General features: G+C 66.5%; 17 protein-coding genes. 8 read left to right on the top strand and 9 right to left on the bottom strand.

What is annotated here, in order from left to right:
* Positions 1–217 precede the first annotated feature (217 nt).
* Together DW352_RS00545 and DW352_RS00540 are read left to right on the top strand one after the other, a co-directional pair.
* Entirely contained in the window at positions 218–4750 is a 4533-nt protein-coding gene (locus DW352_RS00545) for an apolipoprotein A-IV repeat region-like domain-containing protein (RefSeq protein ID WP_115687530.1), read from the top strand.
* Positions 4751–4983: 233 nt separating this feature from the next.
* Positions 4984–5493: an REP-associated tyrosine transposase gene (locus tag DW352_RS00540; protein ID WP_115687528.1), complete on the top strand. Its 510-nt coding sequence runs from the start codon at positions 4984–4986 to the stop codon at positions 5491–5493.
* Between the two features lie 52 nt (positions 5494–5545).
* Here DW352_RS00540 and DW352_RS00535 read toward each other — a convergent pair whose 3' ends face one another.
* From DW352_RS00535 to DW352_RS00520, 4 genes are all read right to left on the bottom strand, one after another.
* On the bottom strand, positions 5546–6067 hold the full coding sequence (locus tag DW352_RS00535; RefSeq protein ID WP_245434270.1) for an ABC-type transport auxiliary lipoprotein family protein: 522 nt from the start codon (positions 6065–6067) through the stop codon (positions 5546–5548).
* A gap of 319 nt (positions 6068–6386) precedes the next feature.
* Entirely contained in the window at positions 6387–7250 is an 864-nt protein-coding gene (locus DW352_RS00530; protein ID WP_115687524.1) for an MlaD family protein, read from the bottom strand.
* 54 nt (positions 7251–7304) lie between these two features.
* Complete coding sequence (locus DW352_RS00525; RefSeq protein WP_115687522.1) at positions 7305–8171, bottom strand: ABC transporter ATP-binding protein; 867 nt, start codon at positions 8169–8171, stop codon at positions 7305–7307.
* A 4-nt stretch (positions 8172–8175) separates the two neighbouring features.
* Positions 8176–9306, bottom strand: coding sequence for an ABC transporter permease (locus DW352_RS00520; protein WP_425374627.1), 1131 nt, complete (start codon positions 9304–9306; stop codon positions 8176–8178).
* A 94-nt stretch (positions 9307–9400) separates the two neighbouring features.
* Here DW352_RS00520 and dgcA point away from each other — a divergent pair, with 94 nt between their 5' ends.
* The 3 genes from dgcA to DW352_RS00510 all read left to right on the top strand — a co-directional run bounded on the left by dgcA (position 9401) and on the right by DW352_RS00510 (position 11377).
* Positions 9401–10396, top strand: a complete 996-nt coding sequence (dgcA, locus tag DW352_RS00515) for an N-acetyl-D-Glu racemase DgcA (protein WP_115687518.1) — start codon at positions 9401–9403, stop codon at positions 10394–10396.
* A gap of 92 nt (positions 10397–10488) precedes the next feature.
* The gene (locus DW352_RS26565) at positions 10489–10665 is read left to right on the top strand and encodes a hypothetical protein (RefSeq protein WP_162826684.1); all 177 of its coding nucleotides are present in this window, start codon (positions 10489–10491) and stop codon (positions 10663–10665) included.
* A gap of 187 nt (positions 10666–10852) precedes the next feature.
* On the top strand, positions 10853–11377 hold the full coding sequence (locus tag DW352_RS00510; protein ID WP_245434269.1) for a hypothetical protein: 525 nt from the start codon (positions 10853–10855) through the stop codon (positions 11375–11377).
* Here DW352_RS00510 and DW352_RS00505 read toward each other — a convergent pair.
* Positions 11309–12457, bottom strand: a complete 1149-nt coding sequence (locus DW352_RS00505) for an MFS transporter (RefSeq protein WP_162826683.1) — start codon at positions 12455–12457, stop codon at positions 11309–11311. The genes DW352_RS00510 and DW352_RS00505 overlap by 69 nt on opposite strands.
* Before the next feature lie 64 nt (positions 12458–12521).
* On the opposite strand from DW352_RS00505, the gene DW352_RS00500 reads away from it, so the two are divergent.
* Positions 12522–13856, top strand: a complete 1335-nt coding sequence (locus DW352_RS00500) for a hypothetical protein (protein WP_115687514.1) — start codon at positions 12522–12524, stop codon at positions 13854–13856.
* Positions 13857–13992: 136 nt separating this feature from the next.
* Here the strand turns inward: DW352_RS00500 and DW352_RS00495 are convergent, their stop codons facing one another.
* The 4 genes from DW352_RS00495 to DW352_RS00480 form a co-directional block, all read right to left on the bottom strand.
* Positions 13993–14985 carry a threonine ammonia-lyase gene (locus DW352_RS00495; protein ID WP_115694167.1) on the bottom strand — a complete coding sequence of 331 codons (993 nt, stop codon included), beginning with the start codon at positions 14983–14985 and terminating at the stop codon, positions 13993–13995.
* A gap of 217 nt (positions 14986–15202) precedes the next feature.
* The gene (locus DW352_RS00490) at positions 15203–16240 is read right to left on the bottom strand and encodes a glycosyltransferase family 4 protein (RefSeq protein WP_115687512.1); all 1038 of its coding nucleotides are present in this window, start codon (positions 16238–16240) and stop codon (positions 15203–15205) included.
* A gap of 211 nt (positions 16241–16451) precedes the next feature.
* Positions 16452–17249 (bottom strand): UDP-2,3-diacylglucosamine diphosphatase, encoded by a 798-nt coding sequence (locus DW352_RS00485; protein ID WP_115687510.1) that lies wholly within the window; start codon positions 17247–17249, stop codon positions 16452–16454.
* 114 nt (positions 17250–17363) lie between these two features.
* A complete protein-coding gene (locus DW352_RS00480) occupies positions 17364–18020 on the bottom strand; it encodes a class I SAM-dependent methyltransferase (protein WP_115687508.1) in 657 nt (218 codons plus the stop codon).
* Positions 18021–18429: 409 nt separating this feature from the next.
* Here DW352_RS00480 and DW352_RS00475 point away from each other — a divergent pair, with 409 nt between their 5' ends.
* Positions 18430–21693 carry an autotransporter outer membrane beta-barrel domain-containing protein gene (locus DW352_RS00475; protein ID WP_245434439.1) on the top strand — a complete coding sequence of 1088 codons (3264 nt, stop codon included), beginning with the start codon at positions 18430–18432 and terminating at the stop codon, positions 21691–21693.
* Positions 21694–21822: 129 nt separating this feature from the next.
* Complete coding sequence (locus DW352_RS00470) at positions 21823–22602, top strand: SDR family oxidoreductase (protein WP_115687504.1); 780 nt, start codon at positions 21823–21825, stop codon at positions 22600–22602.
* The last annotated feature ends 70 nt before the right edge of the window (positions 22603–22672 follow it).

The following is a 22672-nucleotide window of genomic DNA, read 5'->3' as shown; positions in this document are numbered from 1 at the left end:
AGCCTGTGGGAGTTATGCCTAACTCTCATTAACGATGATTAAAAACTCCTTACCGGCGTGGTTTCTTTCGCACACTCAGCGCGATAGGATTAACGCCGGCGGTTAACGGGGCTTGAGCGGCGGCTGGACGGATGGGCGATGGCGGCGCAGCTGTTCGCAGCGCGGCCTCGTTTGACGTTACGGTTGCGGCCCGGACGAAGTAACGAGGCGGCAGCGTATGGCGAACATCTCGCAAAAATCCAAGGATCCCACGGAAGAGGCGCTGAACGCCATCGAAGAGGCGCTCGCCATCCGCCCGGTGGAACCCAAACAGGCGCCGCCCGTGGCCGCCCCCGAACGCGAGTCCTCCGCGCCCAGCACGGCGCCGGCCGTCGCGGCCGATCTGTTTCACGAAGACACACCCGCGCCGGAGTGGACCGACGAAGGCCCGCGCCGAGCCGCCAATGACGACCGTGCCTATATCGGCCAGATCCTGCAGAGCCTGAACCGCAAGCCGAGCCGCGGACCTTATGTCGCCGCAGCCATTGCCTCCTGCGTCTGGGCCATCGGCGGCGTTGCAGTCGCTTATCTCTATTTGCCGGAACTCCAGGCGATGATGGCGACGCCGCGTCTCGGCATCGCTGCCGCCGCGGCCGTCATTGCCGCCATCGTCCTGCCGCTCGTCTTCTTCTATGCGCTCGCGCATATGGTCCGCCGCACGCAGGACATGCGCATCGTCGCCGAGTCCATGGCGGAGGTCGCCGTGCGTCTGGCGCAGCCGGAAATCGCCGCGCGCGAGTCGGTCGTGACCGTCGGCCAGGCGATCCGCCGCGAAGTCGCCGCCATGGGCGACGGCGTCGAGCGCGCCCTCGCCCGCGCCGCGGAACTCGAGGCCCTGGTGCACAACGAAGTCTCGGCGCTCGAGCGCGCCTATAACGACAACGAAGTGCGCATCCGCGACCTGCTCAACGAGCTCGCCAATCAACGCGAGACTTTGGTCAATCAGGCCGAGCAGGTACGCAACGCCATCTCCAGCGTGCACCTCGATCTGTCGCACGACATCACCTCGGTCGGCGATCTCGTCGCCGACAAGGTCAGCGAAGTCGCGCAGCGCGTCACCCGCACGCTCACCGAAAAGGGCGAGCACATCACCCTCGCGCTCGGCCATGCCGGCGACTCGATGATCGACACGTTGAGCGAGCGCGGCTCCACTTTGCTCGAGCGCCTGGAATCGACCAGCGACCGCGCCACCACCGCGATCGCCTCGGCCAGCGAACGCCTGACCGACAGCCTCAAGTTCCGCTCGGAGACGGTGCACGACGAGTTCGCCGACATGGCGGCGCGCCTGCAGCAGATGATGACGACGCGGCTCGATCAGGTAGCGCAGGGCTTCGAACAGCGCAGCACCGCCACCATCGACAACATGGCGATCCGCTCGCAGCAGTTCACCAACTCGGTGACCGAGACCACCGCCCGTATCGCCGACACCATCACCGCGCGCACCGACGAAGTGAACGCGGCGCTGCGCGCGAGCGGCGATGCCGTGGTCAACGACCTGTCGCAGCGCGGCAGCGATGTCGTGTCGAAGATCGAGCATACCGGCAAGCAGGTGGCGGAAGCGCTGGTCTCCCGCAGCAACACCGTGGCCGACACCTTCCACGACAATGCCGAAACGCTGGTGCAGACCATCGACAATCGCGGCAACGCGATGAAGGAGATTCTGGAGCAGCGTCTGCAGGCTTTCGACGAACTGTTCGACAGCCGCGGCACCGCCCTCTCCGAGAAGGTCGCGCGCGACGCGACGACCTTGGGCACCCTGATCACCCGCCACATCGCCGAGTTCGACAACACGGTGAAAACCTATGGCGGCGAGCTCGTCGAGCGCCTCGGCCAGCGCACGCAGGACGTCTCCGAGGCCATGCGCTCGTATATCGACTCGTTCGACCAGCGCGTCGCCGGCCGCACCGAGGAAGTATCGGGCGCGCTGGACCAGCGGCTCGTCAAGTTCGACGACATGCTGAGCGCGCGCACCGGCAACATCGTCAAGACGCTCACCGATGGCGGCAAGGACGTCGTCGATGCGCTCGACGCCCGCGTCGGCGCGGTGGCCGAGACCATCGACAGCCGCGGCCGTCAGGTCGCGGAGACGATCGCCGCGCGCGGCGCGGAGGTCGCCGATACGATCGATACGCGCGGCACGAAGATCGCCGAGACCATCGGCTCGCGTGGCGTCGAGGTGGCCTCCCTCCTCGACTCCAGTGGCGCGCAGCTCGCCTCGCTCCTCGACTCGCGCGGCGCTCAGGTCGCATCGCTCATCGACACACGCGGCGCGCAGATGGCGTCGATCATCGATACGCGCGGCGCGCAGCTTGCCGCCGCCATCGACAGCCGCGGCACGCAGGTCGCCGATACCATCAGCGCCAAGGTCGGCGAGATCGACCGCGCGCTCGGCGCGCGCGCCGACGAAGTCGCCGACACCCTCGACACGCGCATCAGCCGGTTCGAAGATCTGCTGCTGACCCGCGCCGAAGCGGTCACCGGCGAAATCGAGAACCGTACGCGGTCCGCGGCCGACGCCATCCATGTGCGCATGGAGCAGCTCAGCCACACCATCAAGGTCAACGCCAGCGAGGCCGAGCGCTCGCTCGGTCAACTCGCCCTCACCGCCGCCGAGGCGATCCAGAAGAGCGCCGGCGAAGCCGAACGTTCGCTCGTCGGCGTCAGCGATGTCGTCGCCCGCAACTTCGTCGAGAACGCCAACGAGATCTCGTCGGCCGTCAGCCAGCGCGCCAGCGAACTCGAGATCCTGCTGTCGGACAAGAGCAGCGGTCTGCTCGGCGCCATCACCGAGAAGGGTCAGCAGTTCGCCCAGGAGATCACCCAGGCCACCGACAACGCCATGTCCTCGATCGAGGAGAAGGGCTTCGTCTTCACCCGCTCGATGATCGAGAACTCCTCGGAGATCACCCGTCTCATCAACGCCGCCGGCGAGAACGCCGCGAGCACCGTCAACCGCACCCTCAGCGAGTTGCACGGCACCGCCGAGCGGGCCATCGCCGTCTCCAAGGACACCGCGAGCAAGGCGGTCGCCGACATGCTGGAGACGCACAACATGCTGCGCTCCGACAGCACGGCGCTGTTCGAGCGCCTGCGCGAGGCCAACATCCTCCTGCAGGAAGTGCTCTCGGGCTCGCACGAGAACATGAGCACGCTCGAGAACACGCTGATGATGCGCGTGTCCGAGTTCGTCGCCGCCATGAACGAGGTCAACAATTCGACCGGCGCGGCGGCCGCGCAGGTGGAAACCAACATCGGCAACTTCCGCCACGTCACCGGCGAAGTGCTGAGCAATCTCGGCCAGCTCGCGCATCAGTTCAGCGCGCATGGCCAGGAGCTCGCCAAGGCGGCCGAGCAGATCGAGGTCAGCAACCAGCGCACCGAGGCGAGCCTCGGCGAGCGCCGCGGTCAGCTCGACCAGCTCGTCACGACGATGGACGTGCGCACCAACGATCTCGAGCAGCGCCTCAAGCGCTTCTCGTCCCTGCTCGACGAAACGCTGGAAGCCGCCGCCGGCCGCGCCCGCGACGTCGCCCGCGTCGTCTCGGAAACGAGCGCCGAAGGCACGCGCGCGGTCAGCGAACAATTCGAGCGCGTTCGCAACCAGGCCGAGGAAGTGGCGCGCGTCGTCACCGAGTCGAGCGCAGACGGCGCCCGCACGCTCAGCGAACAGTACGATCGTCTGCGCGAACACGCCGAGAGCGAACGCCGCGAGGCGGCCGAGGCGATGCGCAACATCTACGACCGCGCCAGCGGCGAGACGCAGGGCCTCTTCCGCGAAGCCACCGAGCGCTTCGCCGATACGCTCCGCGGCATGAAGCAGATGGCGCAGGAGATGCAGCGCGAACTCGAAGAGACCCGCGCCGAGCTGCGCCGCGGCGTGTTCGAACTGCCGCAGGAGACCGCCGAGAGCGCCGCGCAGATGCGCCGCGTGATCGTCGATCAGATCGAGGCGCTGGCCGAGCTCAACCGCATCGTCGCCCGCCACGGCCGCAGCCTCGACGCCGTCGAGCCGGTGCGGACGCAACGGGTCCGCGAGGAGCCGACGCTCGCCGTCGCCGGCGGTCGCGGCGAGACGGTAACCGCCCGCACCGAGCTGCCGAGCCGTCCGGAGCCGGCGCCGCGCACGCCGCTGCGCAGCGAGCCCGCGCACTTCGCGCCGGCCGCGCGCCGCGCGCCGGAGCCGCCGAGCGTGTCGCCGCTGCCGTCGACGCCGCAGGGCACCGGCTGGCTGTCCGATCTGCTCAGCCGCGCCTCGCGCGAGGACGAGCCGACGCGTGACTTCCCGCGTGAAAGCCGCGACGTCTCGCGTCCGCGCGACACCGGCCGCGACAGCATGCGCAGCGGCAACGAGGATCGCACGCCGCGCCACTCGATCGAGTCGCTCGACAGCCTTTCGGTCGACATCGCGCGGATGATCGATCACGAGGCCGCGGCCGATCTGTGGGACCGCTACAAGCGCGGCGAACGCAACGTGTTCACCCGCCGGCTCTATACGCTGCAGGGTCAGCAGGCCTTCGACGAGATCCGCAAGAAGTATCGCGCCGACCGCGAATTCAAGCAGACGGTGGACCGCTACATCAGCGAGTTCGAGCGTCTGCTCGACGAGGTCTCGCGCGACGACCGCAGCCAAGTGATGGCCCGCACGTATCTCACGTCGGAAACCGGCAAGGTCTACACCATGCTGGCGCACGCGGCCGGGCGCTTCGACTGACCTCGCGCCGATCGCAAAAAACAAAAGGCGGGCTCGGTGAGCCCGCCTTTTTTGTTTTCTGCCTCCCGTAGCCCGGATGAGCGAAGCGAAATCCGGGGCGGGACGTCCAACATTCAGACCCCTGCCACGCGGCAGGCCCGTCCCGCATATCGCTGCGCTCATGCGGGCTACTGCACGCTGGCCGCAGGCTGTATTTCGGATCAGCGAAACGAAAGCCAGGATATGATGGCGCTATGGTCCGCTACCGGCGCAATTTCGTTCCCGGCGGCACGTTCTTCTTCACCGTGACCCTCAGGGATCGGCGGTCGTCTGTGCTCGTCGAGCATATTGCACTTTTGCGAACAGCCTTCCGACGAGCGCGGCGCCTGAACCCATTCGACATTGATGCAATCGTTGTGCTTCCGGATCACCTGCACGCGATCTTCACCTTGCCGGCCGGCGATGCAGATTTTTCGGTTCGATGGCGAACGATCAAGGCTGCGTTCACGACCGGCCTCGTCGCTGCGGGGGAATACGCTTTGTGGCAACGAAGGTTCTGGGAGCACACCATCCGCGACGACCGAGATTTCGAGCGGCACGTCGACTACATCCACGTCAATCCGGTGAAGCACGGCCTGGTAACGGCCGTCGCGGATTGGCCGCACTCGTCGTTTCATCTGTATGTACAACGCGGTCTGTTGCCCGCGGACCGGGCCGGCGCCGCCACGCAAAACTCCGAAGGCTTCGGCGAGCGGGAGGGTTAGTCCCGCATTTCGCTGCGCTCATGCGGGCTACGGCTCTACCGCTCGGAGACCGTCACACGATCCGCGACACCCAGAGGACCAGTTCGGTCGCCACCTGTTCGAACGCCGCGTTGATCGCGGCGACCGCTTCGGGGCCCTGCATCGCCGAGGCCGGCACGGCGGCGCGCAGCACGCGCGCTGCGACGATGCGGCCGGAGCGCTCGTTGACGATCTTGGCGGCAATCTCAACCTGGGCCGTGCCGTCGACCGCCGACACTTCGAAGACCCGCAGGTCGGTCAGCAGCGCGAAGTCCGTGGTGATCTTGTCGGACGGGCGGCCGACGCCAAGCCGCTTGGCGTTTTCGAACGACTGCACCAGCCGCGCCTGCACCAGCCGCGGCAGCCGCTCTTCCCACTGCCCGTCGCCGATCTGCGCGAGCTGACCGGGCGCGGGGCGCACCAGAATGCGATCGCCGTCGAGCGGACCGAGCGCGGTCGGTTCGGCGACCACGAGTTGGCCCCGCCCACGTCCGACCGGCCGTGCAAAACTCTTCGCCGGGCTAAGGTCGTAAGCCGTGCCGGGCGATTTGGTCACAAGCCCGCCCAGGCCGCCGGAACACCCCGTCAGCGCAAGCGCCAACGTGGCCACCGCCACCCAGTTCAAACGGGAATGACGCCCCAATCGACGCCCCGGATACCCCACGCGCAACAACCCTCTTACCGACCGACGCGACTCGGACGCGGTTTCGCGATACCGGCACAGTCTAGTCGGACACTAGCCCGCTGCCCTGGCAATAATGCAAAACTCTTGGGGATGGACGCAAAAAATTTGCGCCAAAAAGGCCGATCGCGGCCGGCTGTGACATTTTTAGCCACATTGCCCCGACGCCTGAACCGCGCGCCGGCCCGTGGGCTTAGCGTCGGCCGTTATATTCGGGCAGGTTGGAACTTCCGCCGCCCCAGATCAGCCGGCTCGGGTTACGGTCGAGGTTGTCGACGGCTCGGTTGATGGTCGACAGCGTGCGCTGCGCGTTCGACGAAAGTTGATCGATCTGCTTGGTCCCCGCCGCCGACAGCCGGTTGATGCCGACCGTGATCTCGGCGGTGCGCTGATCGAGATTGTCGGCAAGCTTCTTGATCGAGCGCGCCGCCTCGTTGATGTCGCCGCCCTTGCCGTCCGGGCCACCGGTCAAAGCCTGCAGGCCGGACGTGATGTGGTCGATCTTGTCCGAGTTGCGCGCCAGCGCCGCGCTGAACGTATCGAGGTGATCGATCGCGCTCTTGAACGCCTTCTGGTTCTCGGTGATGAATTCGTTGACCTTGGTCAGCACGTCACGCGCTGCCTGCGTCACGTCGGAGGTCGCATTCGGCGGCGCCGTGAGCAGCGGCGGATTGTCCTTGCTGCCGACCAGCGCCGGCTTCGACGGATCGCCGCCCTTCAGCGACAGCGCGGCGATGCCGGTCAGCCCCTGGAACTCCATGCCGATCTGCGTGTCCGGACGGATGGCAACGGAGCGATCCACCGCGATGGTCGCGAGCACCTGACTCGGTTTCTGCGGATTGAGCTGCAGGCCGGTCACCTCACCGACGCGGATGCCGTTGAACAGCACGGAACCGCCCGTGCGCAGGCCCGACACCGAGCCCTCGAACGCCACGCGGTAGAGCGAACGCTCGCCGGTGCCGCCGATGTTCTGAAACCAATAGACGAAGCCGAACACGCCGGCGATGACGGCCAGGGTGAACAGACCGATCACCACATAGTTCGCTCGGGTCTCCATCGTCGGCTCCGTCAGTTCTCGCCAGTCCGCTGCGCGCGGCCTTGCGCTCGCATTCTATGGTGTCGGAATCGGGGCGGCATCTGCTTTACTATCAAGCCCTTGGGCTCCCCGCGAACGCTTGCCGTGGAAATAGGCGCGCAGCCAGGGATGCGTCGAGGCCAGCATGGTCTCCATGGTGCCGGCGACGGCCACCTTGCCGTCGACCAGGACCGCGATGCGGTCGCACACCGTGTGCAGGCTGTCGAGGTCGTGCGTGACCATGAACACGGTCAGTCCCAGGGTTTTCTGCAAGGTCGCGATCAGGCTGTCGAAGTCGCCGGCGCCGATCGGATCGAGGCCGGAGGTCGGTTCGTCGAGAAAGACGATATCGGGATCCAGCGCGAGGGAGCGCGCCAGCGACACGCGCTTGGTCATGCCGCCGGACAGCTCCGAGGGGAACTTGTCCATCGCCGTGGCATCGAGGCCGACCATCTCGAGCTTGGCCACCGCCATTTCGTCCATCAGCCGCTGCGGCAGCTTGAGATATTCGCGCATCGGGAACTGGATGTTCTCCTTCACGGTAAGGGAGGAGAACAGCGCGCCCTGCTGAAACAGCACGCCCCAGCGGCGTTCGACCGCGTGACGCGCCGCTTCCGGGCCGGAGGTCATGTCGACGCCGAGCACCTTGATCTGGCCGCTGCGCTTGGGCAGCAGGCCGACGATCGTGCGCATCAGCACGGACTTGCCCGCGCCCGAGCCGCCGACGAAGCCGAGGATCTCACCGCGGTAGACATCGAGGTCGAGGTGATTGAGCACGACGCGATCGCCGAAGCCGACGACGACGTCGCGCACTTCGATGATGACTTCCCTCGCCTTGCCGTTGGCTTGGACGTTCGCTTGACCGTTTGCCTGACCGTTTTCTTGACCGTTTTCTTGCGCCATCGCCCTACATCCCGATCGAGGCGAAGAAGATGGCGAACAGGCCGTCGAGCACGATCACCAGGAAGATCGACTCCACCACCGAGGCGGTGGTCTGCAAGCCGAGCGACTCGGCGCTGCCCTTGACCGACAGGCCTTCGACGCAGGAGACCGTACCGATCACCAGGGCCATGAAAGGCGCCTTGATCATGCCGACCTGGAAAGTCTTGAGGTCGATCGCCTCCTTGAGGCGTTGCAGATAGATTTCCGGATCGATGCCGCCGTAGAGCCAGCACACGAGGCCGCCGCCGTAGAGGGCGGCCATCGAGCCGAGAAAAGTCAGGATCGGCACGCCGATGATGAGCGCGATGATGCGCGGCAGCACCAGCACCTCGATCGGATCGAGCCCCATCGTGCGCAGCGCGTCGATCTCCTCGCGCATCTTCATGGCGCCGAGTTCGGCCGTATAGGCGCTGCCGGAGCGGCCGGCGACCATGATGCAGACGATGAGCACGCCGAGTTCGCGCAACGTGAGGATGCCCACCATGTCGACGACATAGATATCGGCGCCGAACTTGCGGAAATGGAACACGCCCTGCTGGGCGATGATGCAGCCGACCAGGAAGGTGATGAGCAGCATGATCGGCACCGCGCGCCAGCCGACATTGTCGAGCTGATGCACGGTCGAGGTCAGCCGCAGCCGGCGCGGATTGACGATGACGCGCAGGAACGCGACCGCCAGCGCGCCCAGCATGTTGACCATCGCCATCAGCGACTGGCCGACACCGGCGATGCTGACGCCGATGGAGGCGAGCGCCTGGATGATCGGATTGGGCTTGCGGTGCGCCTCGGCGAGCTTCACCGTGTGCAGCTCGTCCATCAGCGCGCGGTAGTCTTCCTTCAGGCCGACCACCTGCGTCTGGGCCCCGCGCGCGGAAAAGGCGCGCACGAGCCGCTCCAGGAGCCAGGCGCCGAAGGTGTCGAGCCGATCGACCTGCGCCATGTCGATCGCTACGGCTTTCGCGGCGGCGTAGCGGCGCACGGACGCGTCGATCAGGCTTTCCAGCTGGCGCGCATTCGCGCTCGTCCAGGCGCCAGTACCGGCAAGCCGGATCTGGTCGCCGTCGGCTGTTCCTTCGAGCAAGCTCTTGCCGTTCACCGTTCCGCTCCGAGGCGAAGAATCGCGCATATGGCGCGGCTGACGCCGGCCATACTTGACCTACCCACGCGAACCTGTCGAGGGTTTGACAGCCATGGATATCCCCAACGCCACGAGCCTCAAAGTCACCGTCGAGCGCTGGCCGATCGCCGGCGCCTTCACCATCAGCCGCGGCGCCAAGACCGAAGCGGTCGTTGTGGTCGTGGAACTTGGCGAGGGCAAGGCACGCGGCCGCGGCGAATGCGTGCCATATGCCCGCTACGGCGAGAGCACCGACAATGTGACGGCGCAAATCGAGGCCATGCGGCCGCGCCTCGCGGCCGGCCTTAGCCGCGCCGCTTTGCAGGAGGCCATGCCGCCCGGAGCCGCGCGCAACGCGCTCGACTGCGCCTTCTGGGATCTCGAAGCCAAGCGCGCCGGCCGCGCGGTGCATGAGCTCGCCGGGCTGCCGGCGCCGCGACCTCTGACCACGGCTTTTACGATCTCGCTCGGCACGCCGGAGACGATGGCGCAAGCCGCCGCCAAGGCGGCGCAGCGCGCGCTGCTGAAGATCAAGCTCGGCGGCGACGGCGACGCCGCCCGCATCAGCGCGGTGCGCACGGCGGCACCGAACGCCATGTTGATCGTCGATGCGAACGAAGGTTGGACCGAAGACAACCTCGCCGCCAACCTCGAGGCCTGCGCCAATGCCGGTGTCGTGCTGGTCGAGCAGCCGCTGCCTGACGGCCGTGATGCGGCGCTCGGCCGCATCACACGCCCGATCCCGGTCTGCGCCGATGAAAGCGCGCATGATCGTTCGTCACTTGCCGCGCTGATCGGCAAATACGATGCGGTCAACATCAAACTCGATAAGACCGGCGGCCTCACCGAAGCGCTGGCGATGGCCAGCGAGGCGTCGCGGCTCGGACTGACCATCATGGCCGGTTGCATGGTCGCGACATCGCTGGCCATGGCGCCGGCGGTGCTGCTCGCGCAGTCGGCGCGGTTCGTCGATCTCGATGGGCCGTTGCTGCTCGCCAGAGACCGGCCGGACAGGTTGATCTATCGCGACAGCTTGGTCTGTCCGTCCACCCCAGCCCTCTGGGGCTGACGGCCGACCGACCGATTGATGCCGATCAATGCTGCGCGGAACGGTTGACGACATATTTATGTCGTGCCGGTCAAACGCGTGGTGGGGCTATCGTGCCAGAGCCGTCTAAAGTCGCCGAACGGTTGCTGGCGCATGCCCGTCTGTACCGTCATATCGCCGAACAAAGTTGGAGCGAGGAAGACGCTCGCCAGCTCGGCGCATTGGCCGACGAATGCACCCGCGCGGCGGCCGAACTGACGCCGTCCGACTCAGAACATCGCGACCCCTGATAGTGTTACCGCCGCTTCGCTGGGCATGTGCTGTCCGAAAACCGGGCGCATGAACCAAGGCGCTGATTCGGCTGGTAAATTGTCCGCCGAAAATTAGTTAACCAAAGCTTCCCGTTTGGCCCGCAATGGGTTTAGACTTGCGGCACAATCGCTCCGCTGCTGTGGCGGACCCAACGGGGATGGGGTCATGCGAATTCGGGGGTTGTTGCTTTCCGCGGCACTCGTCGTAGCCGGACTGGTTCCGGCGAACGCGACCATGCGCATCGCCGAAGACCGGGGCGGACAGATCGGCCAATACTTGCAGGCTTACGCGCTTCTGCGCTCGAGCGGCGAGAACGTGGTCGTCGACGGCAACTGCCTCTCCGCCTGCACGTTGCTCCTCGGCGTCATCCCCCGCGATCGCATCTGCGCCACTGAGCGCGCCCGCTTCGGTTTCCATGCGGCCTGGATGCCCGACCAGGACGGCCGCCCGGTCACCAGCCCGATGGGCACGCAAGCTTTGTGGCGCATCTATCCGAGTTCGGTGCGCAAGTGGATCAACCGCAACGGCGGTCTGTCGCGTAAGATGATCTATCTGGAAGGCCGCGCCCTCTCCGGCATCGTGCCGAGCTGCTCGCGCAGCACGCGACAGGAGCAGGCCTCCTCAGATCGTCGCTATCTGCCGCGGCCGGTTCGCTATGAGCGCGCAAACGCCGCCAGCTATCGCCGCTAGCGCCATCGCGGCGTAACTCGCCGCGCCGTAGGCCGCATAAAGCAGGCCCGACAGCGCCGTGGTCGCGGCCATCACCAAGCCCATCGTCACCGCGAGATAACCTTGCGCCGTCGCGCCTTGCCGCGCCGGCACCGCGCGCAACAGAAACATCTGCGCGCCGAGATGGCTGGCGCCGAAAGTCGCCGCGTGCAGCAGTTGCAGCAGCGGCAGCACGATTGCCGGCGGATCGAAGGCCATGGCGGTCCAGCGCAGCGCGCCGCCGGCCGCGCCGAGCATCAGCAGCATCGCCGGCGTGAGAAATGCGGGCAGCCGTCCTTGCAACGCGAACAGCACGATCTCGGCGGCAACGCCCAAGCCCCACAACGCCGCGATGGTCATGCCGTCGTAGCCCTGCGTCCGCCAAGCCAATACCGAGAAACCGTAATAGGTGGCATGGCTCGCTTGCACGAGACTCGCGGCCATGACGATGGCGATGAAGGCGCGGCTGCGCAGCAGAGTCGGCGCGGGCGCGCCGTCCCGCAGATGCGGCGGCTCCGTCCCGAGCGGCTCCAACCTCGCCGCACTCAACGCGATGAGCGCAGTGCCTAAGACGATCAGCCAGATCAGATGCCGCGCAGCGATGACGTCGGCGGCGATCCCAGCGATCAACGAGCCCAGCACGAAGGCGGCCGATCCCCACAGCCGCACCGGCCCATAGGCGCGGCCACGCGCCGTCAGGCCCTTCAAGGCATAAGCCTCGACCAGCGGCATGATCGGCGTGAAGACCAGCGACGCCGCCGCGAACGCCAAAACGATGCCAACCAAGCCTGAGGCAGACGCCAGCACGACATAACCGGCGACGCTCAGAAGGGTGGCGATGACGATGGCCTCACGGAGCGAACCGCGCCGGTCCACAAGGCGCGTCGCCGCCGGCACCGCCAGCAACCGAACGATCATTGGCACCGCCAGCACCATGCCGATCTCGCCGGCGCCCAGGTCCTTGGCCTTCAGCCACAGCGGGAAGAACGGCAGATGGACGCCGTTCATCGCGAAAATAGCGGCATAGAGACCCGCCAGGCGGGACGCGAAGCCGAAAAACATCGGGGATGGCTCGCTGGCCGAATCGCACTGCATGATTGATAAACTGCGCGACTAAGGAATGCACATGGCCAACGACCCCTTAGCGCTGGCGGCGCCTGACGCGCCGAGCGAAGACGAGTATCAGGCGTTTTTAGCGGCGCTCTCGGAGAGCGCGCGCGGCCGTGCCTTTCTCGCCGAACATGCGCGGCGCAGCCGCAATGAGGACAGCGCCACGCTGCTGTCGTCGGTGCAGCGTCTGGAGGGCCTGGTGCGGGCGCAAGTCGACGCGCCGCCGGCCGAGAACCCGATCGACGACGTGCGCGGCATGCTGGAAGCCATCCGCGCGGCGCAGGCGGACATCGATCTCGGCACGCTGACCGCGCAAGTGGCCAAGCTCGCCGAGCTGATCGAAGGCGTGCAGCAGCGTATCGATACGCTCGCCACGCCGCCGGCACCGCCGCAGGAAGAGCCGGCGGAGCAGGCCGCAGCGCCTGTGGACGAACCGGTTGCCGCGGCAGAAGCCGCGCTGCTGGCGCCAGCGGACGAGCCGGAGATATTCGAGACCGAGAGCGCCGAAGACATCGCGCCCGAGGCCGACATCGACACGGCGACACCGGTTGAAGCTGACCTTGCGGCAGACGTTCCTGCTGAGGCTGAGGCTGAGGCTGAGGCTGAGGCTGAGGCTGAGGCTGAGGCTGAGGCTGAGGCTGAGGCTGAGGCTGAGGCTGAGGCTGAGGCCGAGAATCAAGCCGAAGCTGAGACGGAAGCCGAAGCGCCCACCGAGATGGCAGTGGCGGCAGACGTCGAGGCCGAAGCCGAGCCTGCTGCGACGCTTGAGCCCGCGTTCGACCTTGCGGCGCAGGCCTCATTCGACGTCGCGCCCGAGCCGGCGATTGCGGCTGAGCCCGAGGCCGCTGAGGCGCCTGTAAGCGAAGAGCCCGCGCCCGAGACGGACACGATGTCCGAGCCGGAGGCGCTGCTGGCGCCGCTGGAGTTTATGCCGGCCAGCGAAACCGCCGACGAGACGCTTCCCGAGGCGGAGGCGCCAGCGGCGTTCGACGAAGACACCGCGATGCCGGAAGTCGCGTGGGGCAACGAAGCCGCCGGCGAGGCTGCCTCCGATGAAGCGACGGTAGACGCCGCGCCCTCGCCGCCGCCGGGTCTGGCGATTTCAGCGCTGGTCGAAACCTTGGCCGCCGCCGAGGTCGCAACCGCGCCCGATGCGCCGGTACCGGAAGCGACGGTGATCAAGGCCGGCAGCATTCCGCCGCCGCAGCCTTTTGCCGGCGAGGATTTCTCCACCGCCAGGAGCGAGAGCCCCACGCCTGGCCGTCGCGCGCGCGCCGTGCCGCCGCCGGTCGATCCGCTCGCCGACATCAAAGCGCTGAGCGAAGAAGAACGCCTCGCACTGTTCACCTGACGCAGGTTTCGCGCGGCCTGTAGGGTGCGCAAAGGCGCGCAACGCGCGCGCCGTGCGCACCTCTTGAGTGCGGGATGTGCGGGACATCGGCCGTGGGCACGGCGCGTGAAGAACGCGCCTTTGCTTGCCGGACGCGCTATGCCGCGATCAGCTGCGCGAACAAACTCGCATCGACATTGCCGCCGGACAGGATCGCGACGACCGTCTTGCCCTTCACGTCGAGCTTGCCGGCGAGCAGCGCGGCCAGGCCGATGGCGCCGCCCGGCTCCACCACCAGCTTCAACTCCTCGAAAGCGAAGCGCACGGCGCGCCCGACTTCCACATCGCTCGCGGTCAACCCCTTCCCGATCAAGGTGCGCGTGATCGGAAACGTCAGTTCGCCCGGCGTCGCGCTCATCAGCGCATCGCAAATCGAACCCGAGAGGTTCGGATTGCTCTCGCGCTTGCCGCTCTTGAACGAACGCAACGTGTCGTCGAACCCTTCCGGCTCGACTGTATAGAGTGCCGTCTCAGGAAAGCGCGCCTTGACGCCAAGCGACGTGCCGGCAGCCAAACCGCCACCCGATGCGCCGATCACGACGATATCGGGCGTAATGTCGAGGCGCGTAAGATCTTCGACGATCTCGCGGCCGATGGTGCCCTGCCCGGCAATGATCAGCGGGTCGTCGTAGGGCGGCACCAAGGTCGCGCCGCGCTCGTCCATGATCTTGCGCGCGATCGCGGCGCGGTCTTCACCGGTGCGATCGTAAAGCACGACCTCGGCGCCGAGCGCCTTGGTGCGCTCACGCTTGGCCGTGGGCGCGTCGCGCGGCATCACGATCACCGCCGGCATGCCCATGAGACGCGCCGCCGCCGCGACGCCTTGCGCGTGATTGCCCGACGAAAAGGCCACCACGCCGGCGGCGCGCTTCTCGGGCGCAATCGAGGAAATCTTGTTGTAGGCACCGCGGAACTTGAACGAGCCGGTGCGCTGCAGCGTCTCGGCCTTCAAGAAGACACGGGCGCCGAGGCGCTCGTCGAGCACAGGCGCGGTGATGAGCGGCGTGCGCACGGCCACGCCGTGGATGCGGCTCGCCGCCGCTTCGATGTCGGTGACGTTCGGGAGCGTCGTCGGTGTGATGGCGGACATGCGCGAAGGATAGCGCAAGGCGGGCTCGGTGCGAACCCCACCTTCTGTCGTCCCCGCACACATCGGGTTTACCCGATGTCTGCCATCACGACGCGCAACTCGGCTATAGCCGACTTGCGAAAGCGGGGCCCCATACGCCGTGCGCTATCGATAGGCTGCGGCGTATGGGTCCCGGGTCTCCTTCGCAAACGCTCAGTCGCCCGGGACGACAGTATTTTTACGCCGCCAGACGCGGCCGGCCGGAACGCGCGGCCTCCAGAACGTGCTGCAGGAAGGTGCGCGCGCTCGCTTCCCAGGTCATGCCGAGCGCGAAGTCGCGGCAATCGCCGCGCTTGAGCTTGAGCGCGGCGTGGCAGGCTTTCTTCAAATCTTCGTCAAGCGCGCCGACCGGCGCGGTTCCAATGACGTCGCGCGGCGCATCTGCCGGAAAGGCCGCGACCGGAACACCGCTCGCCAAGGCCTCGAGCAGCACCAAGCCGAAGGTATCGGTGCGGCTCGGGAACACGAACACATCGGCGGCGGCATAAATGCGCGCCAGCTCTTCGCCCTGCTTCGAACCGAGGAACACCGTCTCCGGATATTGCTTGGCGAGCGCGGCGCGCGCCGGTCCATCGCCGACGACAACCTTGGTGCCGGGCAGGCGGAGCGAGAGAAAAGCCTCGAGATTCTTTTCGACCGCGACGCGTCCCACCGTGAGGAAGATCGGCCGCGGCAAATCGAGATCGATGTCGTCACGCGGATGGAACACGTTCGCGTCGACGCCGCGCGACCACAGCTTCACGTCGTGGAAGCCGCGCTGCGTGAGTTCGGTCGCCAAAGTCGGCGTCGCGGCGAGTACGGCGGCACCGGGCGCGTGGAAGCGGCGCAGCCACGACCAGGTGAGATCGGAGGTCCAGCGCTCCGGCACCGGCAGACGCTCCGCGACGTAATCGGGAAAGCGCGTGTGGAAGCTCGTTGTGAACGGCAGGCCGCGCCGCATGCAGGCGCGGCGCATGGCGTGGCCGATCGGGCCTTCGGTGGCGATATGGATCGCGTCGGGCTTGGCGGCTTCGAGACGGCGCTCGATCTCGCCCGGCGGTACCAGCGCCAGACGAATTTCCGGATAGCTCGGCATCGGCAGCGTCCAGAACGCATCCGGCGCGAGAAATTCAAGCTCGGCGCCGAGGCCGCGCGCTTCGCGCGCCACATGGCCGAGCGTACGCACGACGCCGTTCACCTGCGGATGCCAGGCATCGGTGGCGACGATGATTTTCATGCCTATGTTCCGTCCAATCCGAATTGCGTTAGGGCAGCGAGCTTCCACGCACTCTGTTCACCTCTCCCATAGGAAGAGGTCGGCGCACGCAGTGCGCCGGGTGAGGGGTTACAGCGCGTAGAGAGAGCGCCTCCCCCTCACCCCGACCCTCTCCCCAATGGGAGAGGGAGCGCGCCTACATCGTGGCCGCGCTACCTTCCCGTCGTTAGGGTCACGCCGCCTTTTGCGCCAGTTCGAGCGAGGGCTGATAGTCCGCGCTCAATTGCGTCCAGGTGATGATCTCGAACTTGCCGTCGTGGTGCTCGGCGATGGCCGTGCAGCTTTCGACCCAGTCGCCGCAGTTGATGTAGCGCAGGCCGTAATCGTCGTGCATCGCCGCTGTATGGATGTGACCGCAGATGACGCCGTCGACCTTGTGGCGGCTGGCTTCGGTCGCCAGCGCCTTCTCGAAGGCGCCGATGTAATTGACCGCGTTCTTGACCTTGTGCTTGGCCCACTTGGACAGCGACCAGTAGGGCGCGCCGAAGATGCGGCGCAAGGCGTTGAACAGCCGGTTGGCGGTCAGCGCGAAGTCGTAAGCCTTGTCGCCGAGCAGCGCCAGCCACCGCGCCTGCGTCACGACGAGATCGAAGATGTCGCCGTGCACCACAAGATAACGGCGCCCGTCGGCGCCCTCGTGAATGGCGCTCTCCTGCACCTCGATGCCGCCGAAGTGCGTGCCGTAGTAACCACCGCGCAGGAACTCGTCGTGGTTGCCGGGGATGTAGATCATGCGCGCGCCCTTGCGCGCCTGACGCAGCAGTTTCTGCACGACGTCGTTATGCGCCTGCGGCCAGTACCAGGAAGACCGCAGCGCCCAGCCGTCGACGATGTCGCCGACCAGATAGATCGTCTCGGCGTCGTGCTGGCGGAGAAAGTCGAGCAGCTTGTCGGCCTGGCAGCCGCGCGTTCCGAGATGAACATCGGAGATGAAAAGCGCGCGATATCGCTTCGTGCCGGTCTCCGTCACGATGCGATCTCCAAAGGAATGCTGTTCATGTGCAGGAGGCATTAGCATGATGCTGTTTCAGTTTTGTGACAGGCGCTCTTCTCCCCTCCCCTTCGTGTGGGGAGAGAAGAGAACTCACGCGGCGACACGCTCACGCTCGGCACGGCGAAAGCGCACGAGGGTGTACACGCCGAACGGCTTCACCTTGCGCCGTTCGATGAGTTCGGCGCCGCCGTGGCTGCGCGCCCAGTCGGCGAGGCGCTGGAACGGAAACTCCGGCCGCAGGCCCACTTTGCGCGCTTTCTGCGCCAGCAGCCGCTCGACCGCGGCAGCGATGCCCTTCTCCGAATAGAGATGATTGACCAGGATGATCTGGCCGCCGGGACGTAGCACCCGCGCGCATTCCGACAGCACCTGCTCCGGGTTATCGACCAGGGTGATGACGAACTGGCCGACCACACAGTCGAACGACGCGTCGGGATAATCGAGCGCGCTCGCATCCATCACGCGCAGCTCCTTGACGAAGGGGTAGCGGCCGCTCGCCAGCCGCTCGCGCGCCCGCGCGATCATCGGCTCGGAGATGTCGATGCCGGTGATCTGCGTCGTGTGGTCGTAATCGTCGAACGACAGGCCCGTGCCGACACCGATCTCGAGAATACGCCCGCCAACTTCATGGGCGGCTTTCGCCGCGGCGCGGCGGCCGTTGAGAAATACCGGCCCGCACAAGACGTCGTAAACCGGCGCCCATTTGGCATAGGCCTTTTCCATCACCTCTTTGGCGGGATCGCGCATAAGCCCCTCACGAATCGAGAAATGTCTTCGTCGAGAAACCGGCTAACAACGTTGTGCGACAGTGCGGCGACAAGTCGCGCAAGGGGGGCCGTCATCGCCGCCGAAAGCGCACAAATCCACGACGCCGTAGCGTGAGCACCGAACCGAGACACCGCTTTGTGCTGTCATCGTCCGCTTGACGATGACACGCGAAAACCTTCTCCGCGCGCTCCGCGCAACCACCCCCGCACGGCACACGGCGCACGATCTGCTGGCCCCGCCCCTGCCCTGCCTCTGGTATCCTTGCACCGGCATGCGGATCGTGGCACCACTCGAAGCTCGCCGATGACGTCACGCTGGAGGCGGATGGCCGGTCTGCGCACGCCGGTTCCCGCTGGGTCATGACACAGGTTGGAATGCCGTGAAGGCCATGAAGTACGCGGCGCCGCATGGCGCTGTAGGAAAGTCCGCTACCCTCGGCGTTGGCCCGGTCGCAACGCTGTCGCGTCCCTCGCGCCTGCGTACGCTCGCGACCGTCTCGCCGATCGCGCTGCTGCTCGGCCTGACAGGGCTGACGCTTCCGGCCGCGGCAGCCCCCTGCACTCCCGATACGACGGGCTGCAACGCCGCCGGCGGCCAGCTTCCGCGCGCCGGCAGTGGCAACGGTGGCGAAGGTAATGGCGGCGGCGGCAATGGTTTGATTTCCGACAGCGGAACGCCCGTGGCGACGCCCGGCGGCACGGGTGCCAGCGGTGCCGGCGGTAGCGGCGGCGCCGGCGAAAACGGCACCGCGGCTGGCGGCGCGGTCGGCTATATCGTTAACGGGTTGGTTGGATTTGGCAGCTCCATCACCGGTGGGCATGGCGATCCAGGCACGGACGGCCCCTCTTTCGCCGGTGGTGGTGGTGGCGGCGGCGCCGGCGTCTATATGCTCAGCGGCGATGCCTACATCGGCCTCAGCACCGTCCTGATCAAAGGCGGCGACGGCGGCAAAGGCGGCGACGTCACGGCCGGGGTCACGCTAGGCGGCGGCGGCGGTGGCGGCGGCGGCGCTGGCCTGATTGGCGCAGGCCCCGGCACTGTCGAGAACTATGGCTCCATTGTCGGCGGCAACGGCGGCGTTGGCGGACAATCCGTCTTTTCGTTTTCCGGCGCTGGCGGCGGCGGCGGCGACGGCATTCTGGTCCAGAGCTCCGCAGTCTACATCACGAACCTCGGAAGCATTACTGGCGGCAAGGGCGGCGCTGCCTCAACGACGGCATTGGGAAGCAGCCCGGCCGGCGATAGCGGCAGTGGCGTCAATTTCGCCAACTCCTTCGGGGTATTGACCAACGCCGGCACGGTTGCTGGCGGTGACGCGAACGGCGGGGCCGCCGGCGTCGGCGTGATGACCAATGGCTACACCACCATCACGAATGCCGGTGTCATCAGCGGCGGCCTCAACAACGACGGCGTGACCCGCGCCGCCGCCATTCGCTTCGGCGGAATCGGCAACCAACTGAATCTGCTAACCGGCTCGACCATTGTCGGTGACATCCAGCTGATCGCCAGCGCCCGAGCGGCGATTGCGGCACAAAACGCCGGGCTTGCATTGAATAATGCGATCGCGCTCGGCACCAATTCGACGGTCACGTTCGACACCTCGACCACCGGCCTCACGGTCTCCGGCGTGATCTCGGGGACCGGCAAAGTGCTAACCACCGGCGCCGGGTCGGTCGTGCTCTCCGGCGCCAACACTTATACAGGTGGAACACAGATTTCCGGCGGGACGACGTCGGTCTCCTCCGACGCCAATCTCGGCGATGCCGCCGGCGCGCTGATCTTTGACGGCGGCATCTTGCAGATCACCGGCACGAGCTTCACCGGCACGTCGCGTACCATCCAATGGGGCGGCGGCGGCTTCGACATCGTCGACGCCAACAACAGCTTCACGCTCAACCAAGCGATCACGGGCATCAACGCGCTCGACAAGCTCGGCGCCGGCACCCTGATCCTCAACGGCAATAACGGCTACATCGGCGCGACCACGGTCGATGCCGGCAAGCTTGTCGTGAACGGATCAATCGCATTGTCATCGCTGCTGTCCGTCAATTCCGGCGCCATTATCGGCGGCAATGGCGTGTTGCCAACGACGGAGATCGCGAGCGGCGGCATTCTCGCGCCGGGCAATTCCATCGGCACTCTCACGGTCTCCGGCGACCTCACCCTGCACTCCGGCTCCGCCTATAATGTCGAGGTCTCGCCGACCGCAGCCGATCGCACCAACGTCACCGGCATCGCCAACCTAGCCGGCGACGTGAATGCCAGCTACGCCATGGGCAGCTACACGTCGAAGCGCTACACCATTCTCAACGCCGCCGGCGGCATCAACGGCAAGTTCGGCACGCTCAACAATACCAATCTGCCGGGCAACGTCACCGCCGCATTGAATTACGATTTGAACGACGTCTATCTCGACCTGACGCTGATCTATCAGGACGCGAACCAGCGGCTGGGCGGTCTTAATGCCAATCAACGGGGCGTCTCCACCGCGCTGACAAACTATTTCAATGCAACAGGTGGCATTCCGACGGCTTTCGTCACGCTGAGCGCCAATGGCCTCAGCCAAGCCTCCGGTGAGGCGGGATCGTCGATCGTTGTGCCGATGGCGAACGACGCAACCTTGTTCACGAACGCGGTGTTCGATGGCGCCTTCGGCGCCTTGAATGAAGGGCGAGAAGGTCCGCGCGCCGACGCGGCGGGCGGGCCGGGCAGCGCGCTTGGCTTCGCACCGGCCGAGCGAGTGTCCAAGAAGGCAAGCGAAGCCTTTGCATCGCTGCCGCTCAAAGCCCAGCCATCCGATGCTTTCGCCTCCCGCTGGGGCGTGTGGGCAAGCGGTTACGGCGCCGCCAGCCGTGTATCGGGCGACGCCGCCGTCGGCAGCAGCACGACGAACAGCCGCATCTACGGTGCGGTCGCGGGCGCAAGCTATCGCTTGCTTCCGAACACCGTCGTCGGCTTCGCTCTCGGTGGCGCGGGAACCGACTTCTCACTCGATGGCGGTTTCGGCTCCGGCAAAGCGGATATCTTCCATGCCGCCGTTTATGGCTTGCACAACATCGGCCGCGCCTATGTCGCCGGTCTCGTCGGCTACGGCTGGCAGGAAGCTTCGACCGACCGCACCATGACCGCCGCCGGCATGGACGTGCTACATGCCTCCTTCCGTCCGCAGACAGTGAGCGGCCGGCTCGAAGCGGGCTATCGTCTGGCCACGCCGCTCGCCAACGTCACGCCCTACGGCGCGTTGCAGATGGCGTCGTTCTTCATCCCGTCCTACAGCGAAAGCGCGATCTCAGGCTCGAACCAGTTCGCGCTCGCTTACGACGCGCGCACGGCTAGCGCTGTGCGCACCGAGCTCGGCGTTCGGCTGGCTAAGGCCTACGCGCTATCGACGGGCATGCTGACGCTGAAAGGCCGCGCCGCCTGGGCGTATGACTCCTACAATGGCCGCGGCGCGACGGCGACGTTCCAGACGCTGCCAGGCGCGACCTTCGCAGTGAACGGCGCAAGACCTGAGGCGAACGTCGCTTTGCTCTCGGCCGGCGCCGACTACGGCCTCGGCAATGGCTGGTCTCTCGCGGCCAGTTTTGACGGCGAGTTCTCCGGCAACAGCACCGTCTACGGCGGCAAGGGCGCGATCCGGCGCGTGTGGTGAGGACGGCAGGCGTCGTCGCCTGTTCGCACGGCACGCTAGCGCACATCATGTAGCGCCCTGCCCTTGACCGGGCACGGTGTGCACCTTCTAACTGGCCCCCCGTTTGGACCAGCCTAAAGAGGTACGCCCATGGATCTCGGAATTGCCGGCCGCCGTGCCATCGTCTGTGCGTCGAGCCGCGGGCTCGGCAAGGCTTGCGCGCGCGCTTTGGCGGAAGCCGGCTGCGACGTGGTGATCAACGGCCGCGACGCCCAGAAGCTGGAAGCCGCCGCCGCCGAACTGGCCTCGATCGCCGGCGTGAAAGTGACGCCAGTCGCGGCCGATCTCGCGACGCCCGAGGGCCAACAGGCGCTGCTCGCCGCGTGTCCTGATCCGGATATTCTCATCAACAACAATGGCGGCCCGCCGCCGCGCGATTTCCGCGAGCTGACCCGGCAGCAGATGATCGACGGCGTCGTCGCCAACATGGTGGTGGCGATCGAACTCATCCAGAAGGTCATCGGCCCGATGACCGAGCGCAAGTTCGGCCGCATCGTCAACATCACGTCGGGCTCGGTGAAGATGCCGCTGGCCGGGCTCGATCTGTCTTCCGGCGCCCGCGCCGGTCTCACGGCCTTTCTTGCCGGCGTCGCACGCACGGTCGCCGACAAGAACGTGACCATCAACAACATCCTGCCCGGCGCCTTCGACACCGACCGCCTCAAAGGCATCCTCGGCAACGCCGCCAAGCAGAAGGGCATCAGCGTCGACGACGCGGCCGCGGCGCGCGCGGCCACCATTCCGGCCAAGCGCTTCGGCGACCCCGACGAGTTCGGCGCGGCCTGCGCTTTCTTGTGCTCGGCGCGTGCGGGCTACATCACCGGCCAGAATTTGCTGATTGACGGCGGCGTGTTCAACGGCGCGTTCTGAGCAGCGCGATACAAAAAGCAAAAAGGGCCGGCATCGCTGCCGGCCCTTTCCCATTCACGGGCCGCTTAGA

The organism is Pseudolabrys taiwanensis (genome assembly GCF_003367395.1).
Taxonomy (GTDB): Bacteria; Pseudomonadota; Alphaproteobacteria; order Rhizobiales; family Xanthobacteraceae; genus Pseudolabrys; species Pseudolabrys taiwanensis.
The sequence above is the reverse complement of the archived record's forward strand: the minus strand, read 5'-3'. Positions and strand labels throughout refer to the sequence as shown.

Coding starts and splice junctions, on each gene's coding strand:
- DW352_RS00480 (WP_115687508.1), bottom strand. CDS start 18,020: ATGCGCGATCCCGCCAAAGAGGTGATGGAAAAGGCCTATGCCAAATGG.
- DW352_RS00525 (WP_115687522.1), bottom strand. CDS start 8,171: ATGGCGCAAGAAAACGGTCAAGAAAACGGTCAGGCAAACGGTCAAGCG.
- DW352_RS00475 (WP_245434439.1), top strand. CDS start 18,430: ATGAAGTACGCGGCGCCGCATGGCGCTGTAGGAAAGTCCGCTACCCTC.
- DW352_RS00505 (WP_162826683.1), bottom strand. CDS start 12,457: ATGTTTTTCGGCTTCGCGTCCCGCCTGGCGGGTCTCTATGCCGCTATT.
- dgcA (WP_115687518.1), top strand. CDS start 9,401: ATGGATATCCCCAACGCCACGAGCCTCAAAGTCACCGTCGAGCGCTGG.
- DW352_RS00540 (WP_115687528.1), top strand. CDS start 4,984: ATGGTCCGCTACCGGCGCAATTTCGTTCCCGGCGGCACGTTCTTCTTC.
- DW352_RS00530 (WP_115687524.1), bottom strand. CDS start 7,250: ATGGAGACCCGAGCGAACTATGTGGTGATCGGTCTGTTCACCCTGGCC.
- DW352_RS00545 (WP_115687530.1), top strand. CDS start 218: ATGGCGAACATCTCGCAAAAATCCAAGGATCCCACGGAAGAGGCGCTG.
- DW352_RS00500 (WP_115687514.1), top strand. CDS start 12,522: ATGGCCAACGACCCCTTAGCGCTGGCGGCGCCTGACGCGCCGAGCGAA.
- DW352_RS00490 (WP_115687512.1), bottom strand. CDS start 16,240: ATGAAAATCATCGTCGCCACCGATGCCTGGCATCCGCAGGTGAACGGC.
- DW352_RS00510 (WP_245434269.1), top strand. CDS start 10,853: ATGCGAATTCGGGGGTTGTTGCTTTCCGCGGCACTCGTCGTAGCCGGA.
- DW352_RS00470 (WP_115687504.1), top strand. CDS start 21,823: ATGGATCTCGGAATTGCCGGCCGCCGTGCCATCGTCTGTGCGTCGAGC.
- DW352_RS00495 (WP_115694167.1), bottom strand. CDS start 14,985: ATGTCCGCCATCACACCGACGACGCTCCCGAACGTCACCGACATCGAA.